This is a genomic window from Zoogloea sp. 1C4, from assembly GCF_009469605.1.
GTDB lineage: Bacteria > Pseudomonadota > Gammaproteobacteria > Burkholderiales > Rhodocyclaceae > Zoogloea > Zoogloea oryzae.
In genome coordinates, this window is sequence record NZ_SSXU01000009.1 from 107428 (window position 1) to 124076 (window position 16649).

General features: G+C 67.0%; 19 protein-coding genes. All 19 read left to right on the plus strand.

The features are described from left to right. Nucleotides 1-268: 268 nt before the first annotated feature. Nucleotides 269-1024 (plus strand): hypothetical protein, encoded by a 756-nt coding sequence (locus tag GH681_RS12850; protein ID WP_010792182.1) that lies wholly within the window; start codon nucleotides 269-271, stop codon nucleotides 1022-1024. A gap of 124 nt (nucleotides 1025-1148) precedes the next feature. Then, complete coding sequence (locus GH681_RS12855) at nucleotides 1149-1367, plus strand: AlpA family transcriptional regulator (protein WP_004255100.1); 219 nt, start codon at nucleotides 1149-1151, stop codon at nucleotides 1365-1367. 40 nt (nucleotides 1368-1407) lie between these two features. Next, nucleotides 1408-2274, plus strand: a complete 867-nt coding sequence (locus GH681_RS12860; RefSeq protein WP_153161872.1) for a ParA family protein — start codon at nucleotides 1408-1410, stop codon at nucleotides 2272-2274. Then, nucleotides 2258-2494 carry a hypothetical protein gene (locus GH681_RS12865; protein WP_010792179.1) on the plus strand — a complete coding sequence of 79 codons (237 nt, stop codon included), beginning with the start codon at nucleotides 2258-2260 and terminating at the stop codon, nucleotides 2492-2494. Before GH681_RS12860 ends, GH681_RS12865 begins: the two co-directional genes overlap by 17 nt. Further along, nucleotides 2487-4145 (plus strand): ParB family protein, encoded by a 1659-nt coding sequence (locus tag GH681_RS12870; protein ID WP_153161873.1) that lies wholly within the window; start codon nucleotides 2487-2489, stop codon nucleotides 4143-4145. Before GH681_RS12865 ends, GH681_RS12870 begins: the two co-directional genes overlap by 8 nt. A gap of 17 nt (nucleotides 4146-4162) precedes the next feature. Beyond that, on the plus strand, nucleotides 4163-4723 hold the full coding sequence (locus tag GH681_RS12875; protein ID WP_153161874.1) for a DUF2857 domain-containing protein: 561 nt from the start codon (nucleotides 4163-4165) through the stop codon (nucleotides 4721-4723). Nucleotides 4724-4725: 2 nt separating this feature from the next. Then, entirely contained in the window at nucleotides 4726-5919 is a 1194-nt protein-coding gene (locus tag GH681_RS12880) for an STY4528 family pathogenicity island replication protein (protein WP_153161875.1), read from the plus strand. 238 nt (nucleotides 5920-6157) lie between these two features. After that, nucleotides 6158-6910 (plus strand): OST-HTH/LOTUS domain-containing protein, encoded by a 753-nt coding sequence (locus GH681_RS12885; protein WP_194271229.1) that lies wholly within the window; start codon nucleotides 6158-6160, stop codon nucleotides 6908-6910. Between the two features lie 188 nt (nucleotides 6911-7098). Then, nucleotides 7099-7887 carry a PFL_4669 family integrating conjugative element protein gene (locus GH681_RS12890; protein WP_017462948.1) on the plus strand — a complete coding sequence of 263 codons (789 nt, stop codon included), beginning with the start codon at nucleotides 7099-7101 and terminating at the stop codon, nucleotides 7885-7887. Then, a complete protein-coding gene (locus GH681_RS12895) occupies nucleotides 7884-8432 on the plus strand; it encodes a DUF3158 family protein (protein ID WP_012584773.1) in 549 nt (182 codons plus the stop codon). Before GH681_RS12890 ends, GH681_RS12895 begins: the two co-directional genes overlap by 4 nt. Further along, the gene (locus GH681_RS12900; RefSeq protein ID WP_004362284.1) at nucleotides 8429-8812 is read left to right on the plus strand and encodes a single-stranded DNA-binding protein; all 384 of its coding nucleotides are present in this window, start codon (nucleotides 8429-8431) and stop codon (nucleotides 8810-8812) included. The genes GH681_RS12895 and GH681_RS12900 overlap by 4 nt, the downstream gene beginning before the upstream one ends. Before the next feature lie 294 nt (nucleotides 8813-9106). Further along, nucleotides 9107-11122 carry a DNA topoisomerase III gene (locus GH681_RS12905; RefSeq protein WP_153161877.1) on the plus strand — a complete coding sequence of 672 codons (2016 nt, stop codon included), beginning with the start codon at nucleotides 9107-9109 and terminating at the stop codon, nucleotides 11120-11122. 781 nt (nucleotides 11123-11903) lie between these two features. Beyond that, a complete protein-coding gene (locus tag GH681_RS12915; protein WP_010792170.1) occupies nucleotides 11904-12140 on the plus strand; it encodes a hypothetical protein in 237 nt (78 codons plus the stop codon). A 25-nt stretch (nucleotides 12141-12165) separates the two neighbouring features. Next, entirely contained in the window at nucleotides 12166-12558 is a 393-nt protein-coding gene (locus tag GH681_RS12920) for a hypothetical protein (RefSeq protein ID WP_003141051.1), read from the plus strand. Between the two features lie 250 nt (nucleotides 12559-12808). Beyond that, the gene (locus GH681_RS12925; RefSeq protein WP_017462945.1) at nucleotides 12809-13525 is read left to right on the plus strand and encodes a hypothetical protein; all 717 of its coding nucleotides are present in this window, start codon (nucleotides 12809-12811) and stop codon (nucleotides 13523-13525) included. A 290-nt stretch (nucleotides 13526-13815) separates the two neighbouring features. Further along, nucleotides 13816-14613: a GTPase gene (locus tag GH681_RS12930; RefSeq protein ID WP_153161878.1), complete on the plus strand. Its 798-nt coding sequence runs from the start codon at nucleotides 13816-13818 to the stop codon at nucleotides 14611-14613. Nucleotides 14614-14679: 66 nt separating this feature from the next. Then, the gene (locus tag GH681_RS12935; protein ID WP_153161879.1) at nucleotides 14680-15045 is read left to right on the plus strand and encodes a DUF3085 domain-containing protein; all 366 of its coding nucleotides are present in this window, start codon (nucleotides 14680-14682) and stop codon (nucleotides 15043-15045) included. Between the two features lie 344 nt (nucleotides 15046-15389). Next, the gene (locus GH681_RS12940; protein ID WP_017462942.1) at nucleotides 15390-15932 is read left to right on the plus strand and encodes an STY4534 family ICE replication protein; all 543 of its coding nucleotides are present in this window, start codon (nucleotides 15390-15392) and stop codon (nucleotides 15930-15932) included. 55 nt (nucleotides 15933-15987) lie between these two features. Then, complete coding sequence (locus tag GH681_RS12945) at nucleotides 15988-16599, plus strand: DUF3275 family protein (RefSeq protein ID WP_004255049.1); 612 nt, start codon at nucleotides 15988-15990, stop codon at nucleotides 16597-16599. The last annotated feature ends 50 nt before the right edge of the window (nucleotides 16600-16649 follow it).

Genomic DNA, 16649 nt, shown 5'->3' on the forward strand with positions numbered 1-16649 from the left:
GTAAAGCGCGGCACCCATGCTTGACTCCAGGGGAGCGCGACCACCAAGCCGCGTGCCGGTCCAAAGGCAAAGCGCCCGCATCATGGTTGAGGAGTTTCAAGCGTAGCAAGATGTAGTTCGCCCTTAGCCGGCCGTCAGCGCCGATGCAACGCTTCCTTCCACGATCCCGGCCGGTCCTGCGCTTCATCCGGATTTCTGGGCAATCGCCTCGCCCACTTGGGCGGTGCGCGTCTGCCAGAGTTCGATCCGACGATGGGACGCACGCGACATGGAGAAATCGAGTTGCCTTGCCTTTGGCGCCAGGATCTACTACCGCCCGATCGAGGCGGCCGTCCGTTGGGCGGGACTGTTGCGCTTTGAGCCGCGGATTCTGGAAACGCTCGGGCCACGTGCCATGCCTGAGCCGAACGACTTTCCGCGCTGGCCCTTGCTGCGCCTTTTCTCCGAGCGCATCTTCGACGCATTGGCACACGATGAGCTTTCTTACGGCAAGGCAGGCATGGCGCAGGAACCTCAGCGCCCCGCACTCGACGATCCTGCGTTGATCGTGCGCCACGTCGACCTGAAGGCGTGGATGTCGCATTACTACCCCGGTGAGCGGCCTCCATTCCTGTTCGACGGCATCGAGCGCGAACTGCATCCTTCGGTGAGCGTCGCCATGCTGAACGTGTTGCTAGCCGATCGCGAGGCCGCCAAGCTGCAGCTTGCCGAACTCGCACAACTACATGCGGCGCTGAAGGCACAGCACGAAGCGTTGGCGAAGGAGCATGCCAGTAGCATTCGTGAGGGCGATGCGAGTGAACCGGGCCTGCGCAGCGAATCGACTTACCTGAACATCATTGGCGGCCTGCTGACATTGCTGTTGGGCAAGTCCCCCGCGGGCTCTGCCTACTCGTCCTTCCGCAACATGGATGCGGTGATCAGTGCGCTACTGGCCCACCATGAAGGGCGGCCCGGCATCAGCGAGCGAACGCTGTGGAGCAAGCTGGCACAGGCGCGTCGCCACCTGGAGGCATCGCGCTGAGCCTGTAACAGCAGACTGCAATTGCAGTTGCGTGTTCTGCAGTTGCAGTGAATCTCGCAGCAGCAGCATATGGAATGCGAGGCACTTTCTGAACAACGCCATCGAGCGTCAAGGAGTGCCTCTCATGTCTTCGCAGACCATCGCGCCGGCCTTGCCGCCCGAGCACCGCATCCTGCGCCGCGCCGAGGTCGAAGCCAAGACCGGCTTCAAGCGCGCGCACATCTACAGCCTGATGAAGGAAGGCAAGTTCCCCAAGGCGCTGCGCCTGGGCGTGCGCGCGGTGGGCTGGGACTCGGTGGAGATCGAACAGTGGATCGCTGATCGCCTCAAAGAGCGCGCCTGACGCCTCGTCTCGGTTCATGCCATTCGACGAGGAGAAGCTTATGCAGGTGGTGTCCATCATTTCGACCAAGGGCGGCGTGGGCAAGACCACGACGGCGGCCAACCTGGGCGGCTTCATCGCCGATGCCGGGCTACGCGTGCTGCTGCTGGACCTGGACGTGCAGCCCACGCTGTCGAGCTACTTCACGCTGGACGTGCGCGCGCCCGGCGGCATCTACGAGATGCTGGCATTCAACGAACGGCGCATCGAGCAACTGGTGTCGCGCACCGCAATCGCTGGCCTGGACCTGGTGCTCTCCAACGACGACCGCGGCGAACTGAACACGCTGCTGCTGCACGCACCGGATGGGCGCCTGCGACTGCGCCATTTGCTACCCGTCTTCCGCCCGCACTATGACTTGCTGCTGATCGACACGCAGGGCGCGCGCAGCGTGCTGCTGGAGATGGCAGTGCTGGCGTCCAACCTGGCGCTGTCGCCGGTAACGCCGGAAATCCTCGCGGCGCGCGAGCTGCGGCGCGGCACGCTGCAACTGATCGAGGACATCGCGCCGTATCGGCACCTGGGCATCGAACCGCCGCCGCTGCGCCTGCTCATCAACCGTGTGCATCCGGTGTCGTCGAACGCGCGGCTTGTCCAGCAGGCGCTGCGACAGGTGTTCCAGGAACAGGTCGGCGTGCAGGTGCTGGACATCGACGTGCCGGCCATCGAGGCCTATCCGCGCGCTGCGACACGAGGATTGCCGGTACATCGAGTGGAGTACCGGCAGCCGACTGGACGCACGGCGCCCGCGGCGCTGGACACCATGCGCACGCTGGCCGGCGAGCTGTTCCCCGCGTGGCGGGAGCGCTTCGCGCAGGTCACCGGCCGGACCGATGCGGGAGGGGCCGGCCATGGCGAGCGCGCATGAACTGGCGCGCGGCCGTGAACGGCTGCGCGCGCTGATCGAGTTCGCGCTGGGCGAAGGCTGGCGCGTGGTACGCACGTCCGGCGGGCACCTGAAATTCACGAAACGAGGCTGCGCCTCGATCTACACCAGTTCGACTGCGAGCGACCACCGTGCCGACCGCAATGCCCGCGCGCAACTTCGCCGCGCCGACCGGCAGGCGCAGGAGAACGGCCGTGGCTGAGCTGACGCCGCAGGACATGGCTGCCAAGCTGCTGGCCACCGGCTTCGAGCGCAGCGGCCCTTCGGCCGCGACCTTGAGCGACCCCATCGCCGACACGCCGATGGTGGTGACGCTGGACCAGTTGCGGCCCTACGACCACGACCCGCGCGTGACGCGCAACCCGGCCTATGCGGAGATCAAGGCGTCCATCCGCGAACGCGGGCTGGACGCGCCCCCCGCGATCACGCGCAGGCCGGGCGAGGCGCACTACATCATTCGCAACGGCGGCAACACGCGGCTGGCGATCCTGCGCGAGTTGTGGAGCGAGACCAAGGAGGAGCGCTTCTTCCGCATTGCGTGCCTGTTCCGCCCGTGGCCGGCGCGCGGCGAAATCGTGGCGCTGACCGGGCATCTGGCCGAGAACGAGCTGCGCGGCGGGCTGACCTTCATCGAGCGGGCCTTGGGCATCGAGAAGGCGCGCGAGTTCTACGAGCAGGAAAGCGGCCAGGCGCTGTCGCAGAGCGAACTCGCGCGGCGACTGACTGCCGACGGCTATCCGGTGCCGCAGTCACACATCAGCCGCATGAACGATGCGGTGCGCAATCTACTGCCGGCGATCCCGACGCTGTTGTACGGCGGATTGGGCCGGCATCAGGTGGACCGGCTCGCGGTGCTGCGCAAGGCGTGCGAGCGCACCTGGGAGCGGCGTGCGCTGGGCCGCACCGTGACTGTGGACTTCGCCACCTTGTTTCAGGACGTGCTGACGCAGTTCGACACACAGCCGGACGACTTCTCGCCGCAGCGGGTGCAGGACGAGCTGGTCGGCCAGATGGCCGAGCTGCTGGAGGCGGACTACGACACGCTGGCGCTGGAGATCAACGACAGCGAAAGCCGCCAGCGTGCGCTGACCAGCGAACCGGCGGCGCCGACGCCATCGGCAGCGCCTGTCGTGCCTGCTGCTCCTCCCCCGCCGGTCTCCGCCCCTCGGCAGCCACCCGCCTCGTCTGTGCCGCGCGACACCACGCCGGTCGCGCCTCCGGCGCCAGCAGCGACACCGCCTGCACCGCCCGAAGCGCCGGAGGAGCAGCACGGGCAACGCGACGAGCGCCTGCAAGGGCACATCGTGACGCCGGCGCCGACCACCGAGCGCCTGCAGTCCATCCAACGGATGGTCGCGGACCAGCTCGGCGACAAGCTACCCGACTTCGAGGCCGACGCGCTGCGTGCGATCCCCGTGCAGGCTGGCGGGCTCTATCCCATCTCGGATGTCTGGTACATCGAGCCGGGGCTGGACGCGCCGGATCGCCTGCGCGTGCACATCGCGCAATTCGCGCGCGAGATCGCCGGGGACGCAGCGGTAGCCGACCACATTGAGGCCAGCGACGGCGGCATCGGCTTCGTCTGCGTGGCGCCGCCCGTGGGCCAGGCGAAGGCGCTGCCGGCGTTCGCGCGGGCGGTGCTGACCCTGCTGCATGCGCTGAGTGCGGCGCCGCCCGCCGCGAACGGACTGGACCGCGCGCGGCTGGCCGACGAGCTGGCGGCGCTGCTCCATGGCCATGGCGGCTCGGCCACACGCCTGAGCGATGCTGCGCTGGTGAAGCTGTTCCGTCTGCTGCGCCTGGCGCGCCGGCTGCTGGATCTGGAAGCCGGCGTAGCGAGCCAGGATTCCTGAGCGCGGGAGGCTCCCGTATGTCGGCACCGCACCCGCTCAACCAGGCCGTGATCGCCCAGGCCCTGCATGACCTGCGCAACGGCCAGTTGCGCCGCTGCAAGGCCATGGGCTTCGGCGAGGAGGAGCTGGATGCGCTGAAACACCCCGAGCTCGTGAGCATGCTGGTGAATGCCACGGTGTCGTGGTGTTCGGTGTCGGTGAACCGGGAAGTGTTGAAGCGGCTGCTGAGCCAGGTGCACGACGTGGAGCGGGAGATCGCCACGGTGGACCGCATGCTGCGCCTGGGGGCGAGCACGGAGATGGTCAGCAAGTTCTACGGCCTCACGCATCAGGAAGTGGCGCTGCGCCGCGATATCCTCGGGCTGCCCAAGCGCAAGGGCCGGCATCCGGTGCTCGACGAGGCGCAGGACGTGGCCTTGTGGGAGCGCTGGAAGGCCGGCGTCGCCGAGCGCCATATCGCCCCGACCGACGACATGGCGATGCTGGCGCTGACCATGGACCTGGCCGAGGCCATGAGCCTGCCCATGTCGGTGATCTGGTCGGCGATACGGAACTGGATCGACCAGGGGCTGGTGTAGCCATGACCACGGGCGGCGCACCACGGCGCGAAGGCCCGGTTGCGCTGTCGGCGTTGTTCGACGAGGCGCTGCGGCACCTTGAGCCGAAGGAACCGGCGCAGGGCACGGCGCCGGCCGCCGACGGTTTCCTCTACAGCGGCAACCGCCATGAGAGCGTGCCGCGCAGGCTGTTCCTCGACCGGCGCCTGACGCCGCTGGAGCGCAACGCCTGGCAGGTGTTCCGCCTGCAGCTCAACGACGACGGCGTGACCGCCTTTCCCACCTACGACCAGCTCCGCCCCTATCTGGCGTCCATGCCCTGTGCTGCGCAAGCCTCGCACGAGACCGTGGCGCGCGCCTTGACGCTGCTGCGGCTGACGCGCTGGCTCAGCCTGGCGCGGCGGCGGCGCGACCCGAAGACCGGCCGCATCCAAGGCAACCTCTACGTGCTGCACGACGAACCGCTGTCGCCCTTCGAGGCGATGCAGCTCGATGCCGACTACCTCGGCCTGGTCAGCCAGGCGCTGACCCATGCCGCCAAGGCGGTACAGATCGTGGGCATGAACACGCTCAAGGAGATTGCCGAAGACCCGCTGCTCAGCGGTCGCACATTGCCGACCCGCTTGCAGGTGCTGGCGCAGCGCATGGCGCTGCATGGCTGGACGACGCCAGGTTATCCACAGGAGGGTGCGGACCACGAATCCGAAGAAGGCCAGGAAGCCCTTCTTCGGAATGCTGCGCGCCCGTCTTCGGAATCCGAAGCAGGACCGAAACCCGCGCCGGACGGCTCTCTTCGGATTCCGAAGGAGGACCGTACAGTACGTAATGATCGTATAAATGAAGTACGTACAGTACCGCGCGCGAGGGCCTTGCAGAACCTGCGGCTACCCGAGCGTTTCCTGCGCTTGAAGGACGAGCAGCAGGCCGGCGCGCTGGTGGCGCTGCAGCAGGTGGACGAGGCGCAGAGGCAGGCCGTTCTCGACGAGTGGGCGGCACGCTGCCACAACAGCGCGGTACGCAACCCGGCCGGCTACCTGTTTGGCATCATCCAGAAGGCGATCCGCGGGGAGTTCAAGGCCTGGGCCGGAGAAAGTGCATCGGCACCGCCAGCGCCCCCGTCACCTGCGCCCTCGTCACCGCCGGCATCCCGTGCGGCTGACCCCGAGGTCGCACGTGCCTACCTGGCTCAGCTCCGAGAAGCCTTGCGTGATCGCTGATGTTGACTATCCCCAGGGGATAGCTGGAACAGACATCTTTCCGCCGCGCTCGATTGTCGCCCGCCGAATGACAGGCGAAACTGTCGCCTGTGAATCAGACGAGGACAGCCACGCACGAGCCCGGCCGACGATGGACATGACGACTTCCCCCGCCACAAACGCACTGCAACCACTACAGCAAGACGTTCAGCGCTTGCTGGGCAGATGCCTGTTGCGCCTTCAACAATACGAGCGCCTCATGAAAGCCATCGTGGCCCACCACGAGATTTCAGGCCCGGCGCATTCGCTGGAGGCCATTCGCGCAGCGCGGATTGAAGATGCCGCGACCAAGACCCTGGGCACGTTGATCGGACAACTGTTTGGTTCGTATGTCGTCACCGATGGAAATGGCGGCGAGGAACGCGACGACGATCTTCCCGGCGACGTGATCTCCTTTCGCACGCGCGTGCAACTGAGCCTGTCTGCGCAGGACTACGCCAAGACCCAGGCCGACCTCAAAGACCTGGTATCGCTGCGCAACACACTGGTGCACCACTTCATCGACCAGCACGATCTATGGACCGTGGACGGGTGCCGCGCTGCACAGGACGAACTCGGTTTCGCCTACACGCGCATCGATCAACACTTCGAGCAGTTGCGCGGCTGGGCCGAGCACATGGATCAGGCGCGGCGCCTGGCAGCGGAATTCGTCCAGTCGGATGTGTTCCACGACCTGGTGGTCAATGGCATCGCGCCGGACGGCACGGTGGACTGGCCGGCCGCCGGCATCGTTCGTGCGCTACGCGAGGCCGCCGCGCAGTTGGCCGTCGAGGGCTGGACACCGATCGCCGCCGCTGGCCGCTGGATCGCGGACCGGCATCCCGAGCAGCTTCCAGCCAAGTACGGCTGCAGCAGTTGGCGGCAGGTGGTGCACGAGTGCCGCCTGTTCGAGCTTCGCTACCGTGAGGTGGAGGGGCAACGGGCCGCCTGGTACAGACCTCGCGAGGCATAGCCCCGCGACGCGGTCTCACCTCCGCGCGAGTCGCGAACGACTCCGCCGAGCTATCCCCAGGGGATAGCCGGCACACACAGCCTTCCGCGCAGAACAAACCGGGCGCGCATGGGCTGCGGTTTGTTGACTGACAGCCTTCCGGCCGATGCCGATGCTGGCGACTCGCCCCTTCACCGCGAGTCGCTCTCATGGCCAACGAACGCACAGAACCCCTGCAACTGAATCTCGGATCGCTGCGCAGCGCGATGTCGCTGACGCTGCACACGCACCACGCTTCGCGCATCTGGCACGGCCGTGCGCCGACCGAGGGGCGCCCAGGCATCATCGGTCTCAACGGCTTCATCGGCGCCATGAACAAGATGAAGCGCGGCGCCGAGCAGGACGACCCGTACTCGGACTGGTGGATGTTGCGGATCGAGGACAAGCTCGCCGACACCAAGACCCGTCTGCAGACCCTGCGCGAACAGGTGGATCAGGCCTTGGCCGACGTGCCAGCGGCGCTGTCCCTGGGCGAGAACATGAACGTGCAGCCGGTGAAGCTGCCGCTGTTCGTGAACGCCCAGCTCGGCTTCATGGCGGTGTACCTGCTGGCTGACTACGACGACCTGGCGCGCAAACTCATCCTGGCGCACCACACGGCGCTGATCGACCGCAGCACCTTGGAGCGCTGGCTCAATGATGGCGCGCACGCGCTGCGCAGCCTGTTCTCGCTGGCCCAGCAGTACCGCTACTCGGGCACCACGCGCGACGACTTCGCGGCGAAGAACGCGGCGGCGCGAGCGGCGCTGGAGAAGTTCGGCGAGTTGCCGCAGGACGTGCTGGAAGGCACGCGCCGCTCGCGCTTCGCGCCACCGATCGCGCGGCGGACGACCAAGCCCGGCACGCCGCCTGCAGCGCCCGCCATCGAGCCCGATGCGCCGGCTCACACGGATGGCACAGCCGATGGTGCGGCGGGCGATGAGGCTGCGGGCGCATGACAGCATCGATCCCCATCAGCCACTCCACGCGCTTCGTGGCGCTGGAACAGGCGGACTTCCAGCGGCTGGAACACGCAGGCTACCTAAAAGGCCTTTTACAGCCTTTTAAGGGTAAGGGGAGTCTGGAGACCTGGGCCAGCCAGTGCGCAGCGCTGCGCGACGACGTGATTGGCCTGGCGCAGCGGCGCGTGCTGCCCCAGGCGCGCGCCTATCCCTTCAGCCTGCTCGACGTGCAACTGGCCCAGCAGGCCACTGGCGCAGGGACGACCTTCCTGCGCTGGCGCAACCTCGACCGTTCCTCCATGGGCGTGGCGTTGTGGGAGGCCCTGCTGGCCAACCCCGCGACGCCGGCCTCGCTGATCGACGAGCTGTACGCGATCGAACTGCAGCGCATCGTGCTGAACATGCAGATCAGTCTGACCCACAGCATCGCTCGCCAAGCCCTGGAATGCGCCAACAAGGCCGCGCAGGCCGAAGCGGCTTACCTGCGGCGCGTCCACGGGCATACCGCGTCCGTTCCACCCACCACCAAGGAGTCACCATGAGCACGCACTTCGTCGGCGAGGGCAACATCGGTTCTGCGCCGGACTACCGCGAATTTCCGAACGGCAACGACGAGCCGCGCCGGCTGCTGCGCCTGAACGTCTACTTCGACAACCCGATCCCGAAGAAGGACGGCGAGTACGAAGATCGCGGCGGCTTCTGGGCGCCCGTGGAGCTGTGGCACCGCGACGCCGAGCACTGGAAGACGCTGTACCAGAAAGGCATGCGGGTGCTGGTCGAGGGCCGCACCGTGCGCGACGAATGGGAGGACGCCGACGAGAACGAGCGCGTGACGTTCAAGGTCGAGGCGCGGCGCGTGGGCATCCTGCCGTACCGCATCGAGTCGGTGGCGCTCAGCGCCAAGCCCGCCGGCGGACAGTAATTCGCCCATCGCCGTTCCCCCGAGGGCGGCTGTAGCAACCGTCATACGCCCGCGATGCACCAGCGAGCTATCCCCAGGGGATAGCTCCAAGGTCGTCCACGGAGTTCCAGCCGCCCTCCAGAAACGACGCTCTTGCTGTGCCAACTCCTGCGGTCTATGCGCACCGCTGCGGCAACGGACCGCCTGCCGATCACAAAGCGGTGTCTGCATCAATCGGCTTCCTTGCTGCCGGCATCTCCTGGCCCCGCCAAGCTGACGCCCATCCGATGAACCGCACATTTCCAAGGAGGCTTCATGCGCGTGTTCCTGTGCGAGAAGCCCTCCCAGGGCAAGGACATCGCCCGTGTGCTGGGTGCCGTTCAACGCGGCAACGGCTGCTACAGCGGCGCGGGTGTCGTCGTGACCTGGTGCATCGGTCATCTGGTGGAGGCGGTTCCGCCCGAAGGCTACGGCGAGCAATACAAGCGCTGGGCCATCGAGCAACTGCCCATTCTTCCTGAGCGTTGGCGTGTCGAGCCCAAGGCGGCGACCGCAGCGCAATTCAAGGTCGTGCAGCAGCTCGTCGCCAAGGCGGGCGAGCTGGTGATAGCGACCGACGCCGACCGCGAGGGCGAGATGATCGCCCGCGAGATCATCGACCTGTGCGGCTACCGCGGGCCGATTCAGCGCCTGTGGCTGTCGGCGCTCAACGATGCGTCGATCCGCAAGGCGCTGGGCGCGCTCAAACCGTCCGCCGAGACGCTGCCGCTGTATTTCTCCGCACTCGCCCGTTCGCGTGCCGACTGGCTGATCGGGATGAACCTGAGCCGCTTGTTCACCCTGCTGGGGCGCCAGGCCGGCTATACGGGCGTGCTGTCGGTGGGGCGCGTGCAGACGCCGACGCTGAAGTTGGTCGTGGATCGTGATCGCGAGATCGCGCGATTCGTCTCCATGCCGTATTGGGCCGTGGATGTGCTGCTATCCCATGCCGGCCAATCCTTCACCGCGAGCTGGATACCGCCCGAAGGCAGCACGGATGCAGCGGGTCGCTGCCTTCAGCAGCCGGTGGCGCAGCAGGCTGCGGATCGCATTCGCGCGGCACGCGATGCGCAGGTCGTGTCGGTGGACACCGAGCGCGTGCGCGAGGCACCGCCGCTGCCGTTCGACCTGGGCACGCTGCAGGAGGTGTGCTCCAAGCAGTTGGGCCTCGACGTGCAGGAGACGCTGGACATTGCCCAGGCGCTGTACGAGACACACAAGGCGACAACGTATCCGCGCTCGGATTCGGGCTACCTACCCGAGAGCATGCTGGCCGAGGTGCCGACCGTACTCGACAGCCTGGTCAAGACCGACCCCAGCCTGCGGCCGCTGATCGACCGCCTGGATCGCCAACAGCGCTCGGGTGCATGGAACGACGGCAAGGTGTCGGCTCACCACGGCATCATCCCGACGCTGGAGCCCGCCAACCTGTCGGCCATGAACGAGAAGGAACTGGCCGTCTACCGGCTGATCCGCGCCCATTACCTCGCGCAGTTCCTCCCGCACCATGAGTTCGACCGGACGGTAGCGCAGTTCTCGTGCGGCAGTCAGTCGCTGGCGGCCGTGGGCAAGCAGATCGCCGTCACCGGCTGGCGTGAGGTGCTGGCGACGCCGGGGCCGGACGATGCCGATGGCGAGGATGCGCAGCGCAGCCAGGTGCTGCCCGCCCTGCATGCGGGCCTGTCCTGCCCGGTCGGAAAGGTGGATCTCAAGGCGCTGAAGACGCTGCCGCCCAAACCCTACACGCAGGGCGAGCTGATCAAGGCCATGAAGACCGTCGCCAAGTTCGTGACCGACCCGCGCCTGAAACAGAAGCTGCGAGATACCACCGGCATCGGCACCGAGGCGACACGCGCCAACATCATCAACGGTCTGATCGGTCGCGGCTACCTGGTCAAGAAAGGCCGCGCCGTCCGCGCTTCCGACGCGGCATTCACGCTCATCGACGCGGTGCCCTCGGCCATCGCCGACCCCGGCACCACGGCGGTGTGGGAGCAGGCGCTCGACATGATCGAGGCCGGCCAGATGGCGCTGGACACCTTCATCGAGAAGCAGTCCGTGTGGGTCGGCCAGCTCGTGCAGCAGTACCGCGGCGCAACGCTCTCGCTCAAGCTGCCGCCGGCGCCGGCCTGCCCGCAGTGCGGCGCACCGATGCAGCAGCGCACGGGCAAGAGCGGCGCGTTCTGGTCCTGCTCGCGCTACCCGGACTGCAAGGGCACGTTGCCGCTCGAGTCCCCGACGGGCCGGCGCAGCGCACCGCGCAAGCGGCGCGCTGCCTCCAAGGCGTCCTGATCCTCGCTTCCCCCTGCCGCGCCGGCCCTTCACTGGCGGCGAGGCAAACGTCCCGCACCGCGCGGGACTCCAAAGCGCGCGTCTCCTTCTGCAACGGTGTGCGCGCCCCGTCTGCCCACCATCGGGCGACGGGGCGAGAAGGTCATTGCTCCACGAATCGCGCCCGCCGCCATTCCCTTGATCGGTGTGCCTTGCCTCGGCCACGAGGGGCTTCCTGACGCCTTGCCGCCGCGCGAGCCGTGAGGAGGCCCCTTGGGCCGAGGGTATTCCGTGCCGGTGCCCGCCGGCGGAACAACGGGCTCCCTTTGTGTGTGGATGCACGCCAGAGGTTTCCGGCCCCAGCCACGAAACGGGCCGGGTGCGATTGCTGACGCAGCGAACGGCTTTGACGACGGCCTGCGCTGACGCAGCCCACAGGTGGTTTTCCTTCCTCTCCAGCCGAAGGCCCGCGTGGCCTTCGGCGCCCTGGTCCTTGCCTTGTCCCGTGACGCGGGCCTGCCCTAAAGCGGGCCGTCCGCGATTCGGTTTTCCCTGCGACGGCAGCCATGCTTCGCGCCCATCCTCACGCCATGCGTTGCTGAAAGTCGTCAGCGGCATGCCCTGGCAGTCTCGGTCTTCAAGACTGCAACGCGGTTCGCCGCGTCGACCGATCCAGTCCGCTTCGCATCGCCCACCGCGGACGCTCGCCGGCCTGGCGACGATGCACTTTTCTCAACCACCCGAGGGGAACCCCATCCCCTGCGGGATGCGTGCTCCCCGCCCCACCACCAAGGAGCACGGCATGTCTGAACCTTCCGCATCTTCCTCTGCAACCGCAGTGCGCAGTGGTGCGCTGGCGCTGGCCTGGACCGGCAAGCGTCTGCCGCTACAGGTGCTGCGCAGCGCGGCCGGTCACTACATCGGCACGCAAGACGACGAAGGCCCGGTATCGCGGGAGTCCGTCGAGTATTTCCCGACCCACCTCGCAGCACAGCGCGCCCTGGATACCCATGCCTGGACACAGCGCGCTCACCCCTGATTCCCACCCTTCAAGGAGTTCTCTCATGAATCTGTCTTTACCCGAAGACGTGCTCGATCAGATGGCGCTGGAACAGGCGCACTTCGACGCTGCACCGCAGGCCTTCTTCGAGGCCTGGAAGCGCGGCGCGCAGATCGCCGGCCACGAGTGGTTCGGCGACGGCACACGCGAAGGTCTGCAGCGTGCCACCACCAAGTGGGACCTGCGGCCCAACATGCTGATGCTCAACGACGCCCTGGGCGTGCTGAGCAGCGGTCAACGCATGTTCCTGTCCGCGATGGTGAGCTTCTACAACTCCCGCGAGGGCGGCGCGATGCTCAAGCGTTGCGGCTTCGAGGGGCTGTCCGACTTCGGCGGCCTCGATCTGGAACGGCGCCAGGTCATCGCTGACCTCACGCTGCACTACAACGGCTGGTGAGCCGCGCCTGGCAACCCACCGTCCTTTCATCCCACCCCACGAGGGACATGCGTCCCCGTTCGGGGCCATGTCCCTCCTTCCTTTCGCAGGAGCGGCCATGTTCCGAATCAGCATCTTCCACTGACCTGCACCGCCCGCCACCAGGGCGGCCCGACACCGCTGCCGGCTGACCGGCTGCCACTTCATCCGCCCGCTGGGGTTCAATCCCCGGCAGGGGATTGCCTCGGCCATCCTCTGCTGGAGGAATCCCATGTCCCATTCCAACAACCCCTTCGTCCGCGGCTACGATGGCCTGTCCGTGCAACGGCTGCTCGCCATTTCCTACGACGACGACTGCCCGCTGAGCTATCTGCCGCTGCACGTCTCGCAGTCGCACCTGCCGGACAGCCAGGTCGAGCGCCATGCCTGCGTCTTCTGCGACGACTTCGCGCTGATCACGGAAGGCCAGAACGTGCCGCCCGAGCTGGACGCGCAGTGCCCCAGCCACGGCATCGCCCGAAACCTCGTCTACGCCGTCATGGCCGAAGAAGCCGGCCAGCCGCTGCACGTCGGCGATACCTACTCCGAGGAAGCCGCGCGCGAGGTGGTACGCCGCCTGCGCTTCGAGACCGGGTTCTACAGCCGTGCTTGGGAAATCAGTTCGGCGCACATCACCGAGGAGGCCGGCCGCTTCCTCGCCGAACTGGCGGACATCGCCACGCCGGGCGGTTTTTTGTTCGTGGCCTTCCGCATTCCCTACAGCCCGGCGGTCGGCGTGAAGCTGATCGCCACGCCCTGGACGGATGCGAACCTGCAGCATGTCGAGGGCATCACCGCCGAAGAGCTGCGGCAGGAGCACCGGGCCAAGGGCGTGCCGGAGTCCCTCGTGGAAGTGTTGCACCTGGCTGCGCTCGCTGACGTTCGCATGTTGGTGTTCGATGCCGACGCGCCCGTGCTGGACGGGCTGACGCTCTACGACGACGAGTAACCCGCAACCCATTCGAGCCCCCACGTCGGGGCTCTTCTTTTTCGCGGAACGCGGTGCCGGCGCATTGCCGATTCCCAACGGACGGCCGCCGCCATGTGCCGCACGCTGGCCGCATGTTCGCTGGCGTTGCCGGCAGCATGCCCAGGCAGTCGAGACCTTCGAGACTGCGGCGCGGTTCGCCGTGCTGGTCGTTTCTTTCGCCGGACGCATACCGCGTCCATCCACCTCACCCTCAAGGGACCGCCTCCCTTGCGGGCGGGAGTCCCTTGGTTGCCACAAGGAGTCTCCCCATGGATACCCAAGCCATCCGCGCACAGATGCCGACGCTCGTTGTCGGTCATGTGCCTTCCAACGTCCGTTCGTTCAAGTTCAACATCTTCAACGGCCAGCCCAAGGTTTCGACGCTGGGCTTTCACATCGACCCGAAGCCTTTCGAGGGCAAGGTCATCGCCACCACCGACGAGGCCATCGTCGTCAAGACGGGACGAGCCGAGTTCGCGGTGCTCGATCGAACGCTCGTGACCGAGGTGCCCGACGAGGGCGCCAAGGTGCAGGTCGAACCCTATGTCAGACGCCGCTTCGACGGTCAGCGGGCGGACACGCCCGAGGAGCAGACCGAGTTCACCGCCGACGGCCAGCCCTACACGGTGAAGCGGTTCGTGCTCGGGTCCGCACCGGCGAAGCTGCCGATCCCCGAGCCCCGCTGCCCCGAGCTGCAGGAACTGATCGACCAACTGGAGCAGTTGCCCGCTCCCGACGGCTTCCGTCGCATCACCCACATGCTGGTGGATGCCGGTGCGCGGGACATCACCTGGGTCGATCCGCTGCCCGCCGACATCATCCGCACGCCGCCGGCCATCGGCTTCACCGTCGCCACGATGAAGTTCCAGGGTCGCGTCACCGTGCTGTATGAGCGTGGCCCCGACCTCTACGCGGTGGAGCTGCACCGCGACGGAGAGCTGATCGAACGGGTCGATGAGGTGTTCTTCGACACCCTCGGCGAGACGCTGGAACGGCTGTTCGACGACGGGAGCTGGAGACGCATCCGCGTGCAGTGCCTGTCGGGTCGCAAGGCTGTCCGGCACTGACCTCCCAGCAGCTTCCCGCCCTCGCGGCGGGAAGCCTCTCTTCCTGCCTCCCTGGAGATCACACCCATGACTGTTCGATTCAAAGGCACGGAGCTGCGGCCCGTGCTCGCCGAAGCGGTGGCGAATCAATGCCACGTCATCCTGGTCAAGGATCAGGGCGTGTACTTCCTGGCCGAGCGCGGCGAGCGCCGGCCCGATGGTCGCCAGAAGACCATCGCCTACGCCGCCGGCTGCAACCCGGATGTCGATGCCTTCGACTATTGGTGGGAGCTGGCGCGCGCCGAGTTCGGCGGCGATGACTTTGGCGAGTTCTTCGATCCGCAGGAGGGCGTGTTTGCGCGCATCCTGCACAGCGAGGACGACCTCGACGTGTCCGCCACCGCGACACACCTGTCGCTGCAGGCGGCTCCTTCCACGCCCAGCGGTAACTGACCGCCCATCCCTGGCCCCCGCTCAGGGGGCCTATTTCTTCCCGGCAATGCGGACAGCCGCGAGTGCCGATTGCCGCTCGCCTGCGCGCCGTCCCGGCGCCACGCTTCCGGCCATGTTCCGCTGACGTCCGTCAGCGACATGCCCAGGCAGCCACGATCTTCAAGGCTGCGACGCGGTTCCGACCGCGTCGATCACCCCAGTTCGCACCGGCATCCATGCGCGAACGGCCATCGGTTCTCGATGGCGATGCCACCAAGCTGTTCCATCAACCCACGCGGGGGTTCCACACCTTCCCCGCCTTGGGTCGGGTGTGTCTCCGCCTCATTGTTCCCAGGAGATTCACCATGACCACTTCCACCGAGAAGTCCTACTTCGATCTGCACATCACCGGCCTCGGGTATCTCAATCGCATCCGCGAAGTGAAGCCCAAGAAAGGCGATGCGTTCCTGGCCTGCGACATCGCGGCCCTGAACGGTCCCAGCGATGACGTCTCGTATGTGCGTTTCGACACGCGCGTATCGGGATCGGAAGCGCAGCACCTGGTGCGCCGCTGCATTCAGGCGGTCGACGCCGAGAAGAAGGTGATGATCGGGTTCCGCCTGGGCGACCTGTGGACCGACACCTTCACCTACTCCAAGGGCAAGCGTGCCGGCGAGCAGGGGGTGAGCCTCAAGGCCCGCCTGCTGTTCGTCAGTTGGATCAAGGTCGACGGCCAGCTCGTCTACAAGGCCGAACCCAAGCCGACCGAGACCGACGAGCGGGACCCGGAAGTCCCTGTGACGTCCGACGCTCAGCAAGCCTCGGCACCGGAGCCTTCCAAGCCCGTCGCCGATGCTGCCGACGACGCTGCCGATGCCCCCGCATTGGCCGTTGCCGAGTCGTTCTGATCCGCAAGGCCCCATCCCCGGGGCCTTGTCCTCTCTTCGTCCGCAGGAGACCTTCATGATCACCATCCCCGGCCAACTGGCCATCAAGACCATCCACGGCAGGAACGGCGACTTCAACGTCGGCCGCCTGGCGACCTCGATCGGCGAGTTCGTCGTGAAGAACGCCGAACTCGATCAGTACCGCGAGGGCAAGTACGACGGTGATTTCGTCATCGTCGAGATTCGCCCCTCCACGTACAACGCCAACGGCCGCATGGTCATCGAGATCCGCGCCCATCTGGGCGGGATGACGCTGTCCAACATCGACGCCCTGAGCCGCGACGAAGCCCGCCGGCTGAGTCCGCAGGAAGTCGATCCAATCGACGAGGAAGCGCAGGCGCCCGCGCCGGCATCGCCCCCGGCCAAGCCGAAGGCGAAGCCGCGCAGTCCGCGCGATCCCCTGGTCGATACCACGCCGTTTGGCAGCGAACCGGCTCCCGTGTCCGCTGCGGCCTCGGCCGAGGCAGACGACGCGGCGCTGTTCGGTGCCTTGTGGCCCCTGGGCGAGACCGTGAAGCTCGATGCGACCGTGGATCGTCGTGTGCTGCGTCAGCAGCGCGACCGTCTCGACAAGCTCGGCTACGAGTTCGCTCCGTTGTCCCAGGACTGGCACCTCAAAGCTGCCTGATCCATCCGCCGCCTTGCGCGGCATTCCGCCACCCGCCGGGGTTCTCCCCC

Excerpts from the sequence above, each read along its gene's own strand:
- GH681_RS12930 (WP_153161878.1), top strand. The coding sequence starts at position 13,816 with ATGGATACCCAAGCCATCCGCGCACAGATGCCGACGCTCGTTGTCGGT.
- GH681_RS12915 (WP_010792170.1), top strand. The coding sequence starts at position 11,904 with ATGTCTGAACCTTCCGCATCTTCCTCTGCAACCGCAGTGCGCAGTGGT.
- GH681_RS12875 (WP_153161874.1), top strand. The coding sequence starts at position 4,163 with ATGTCGGCACCGCACCCGCTCAACCAGGCCGTGATCGCCCAGGCCCTG.
- GH681_RS12865 (WP_010792179.1), top strand. The coding sequence starts at position 2,258 with ATGGCGAGCGCGCATGAACTGGCGCGCGGCCGTGAACGGCTGCGCGCG.
- GH681_RS12880 (WP_153161875.1), top strand. The coding sequence starts at position 4,726 with ATGACCACGGGCGGCGCACCACGGCGCGAAGGCCCGGTTGCGCTGTCG.
- GH681_RS12890 (WP_017462948.1), top strand. The coding sequence starts at position 7,099 with ATGGCCAACGAACGCACAGAACCCCTGCAACTGAATCTCGGATCGCTG.
- GH681_RS12945 (WP_004255049.1), top strand. The coding sequence starts at position 15,988 with ATGATCACCATCCCCGGCCAACTGGCCATCAAGACCATCCACGGCAGG.
- GH681_RS12860 (WP_153161872.1), top strand. The coding sequence starts at position 1,408 with ATGCAGGTGGTGTCCATCATTTCGACCAAGGGCGGCGTGGGCAAGACC.
- GH681_RS12900 (WP_004362284.1), top strand. The coding sequence starts at position 8,429 with ATGAGCACGCACTTCGTCGGCGAGGGCAACATCGGTTCTGCGCCGGAC.
- GH681_RS12925 (WP_017462945.1), top strand. The coding sequence starts at position 12,809 with ATGTCCCATTCCAACAACCCCTTCGTCCGCGGCTACGATGGCCTGTCC.
- GH681_RS12855 (WP_004255100.1), top strand. The coding sequence starts at position 1,149 with ATGTCTTCGCAGACCATCGCGCCGGCCTTGCCGCCCGAGCACCGCATC.
- GH681_RS12920 (WP_003141051.1), top strand. The coding sequence starts at position 12,166 with ATGAATCTGTCTTTACCCGAAGACGTGCTCGATCAGATGGCGCTGGAA.
- GH681_RS12895 (WP_012584773.1), top strand. The coding sequence starts at position 7,884 with ATGACAGCATCGATCCCCATCAGCCACTCCACGCGCTTCGTGGCGCTG.
- GH681_RS12850 (WP_010792182.1), top strand. The coding sequence starts at position 269 with ATGGAGAAATCGAGTTGCCTTGCCTTTGGCGCCAGGATCTACTACCGC.
- GH681_RS12905 (WP_153161877.1), top strand. The coding sequence starts at position 9,107 with ATGCGCGTGTTCCTGTGCGAGAAGCCCTCCCAGGGCAAGGACATCGCC.
- GH681_RS12940 (WP_017462942.1), top strand. The coding sequence starts at position 15,390 with ATGACCACTTCCACCGAGAAGTCCTACTTCGATCTGCACATCACCGGC.
- GH681_RS12885 (WP_194271229.1), top strand. The coding sequence starts at position 6,158 with ATGAAAGCCATCGTGGCCCACCACGAGATTTCAGGCCCGGCGCATTCG.
- GH681_RS12935 (WP_153161879.1), top strand. The coding sequence starts at position 14,680 with ATGACTGTTCGATTCAAAGGCACGGAGCTGCGGCCCGTGCTCGCCGAA.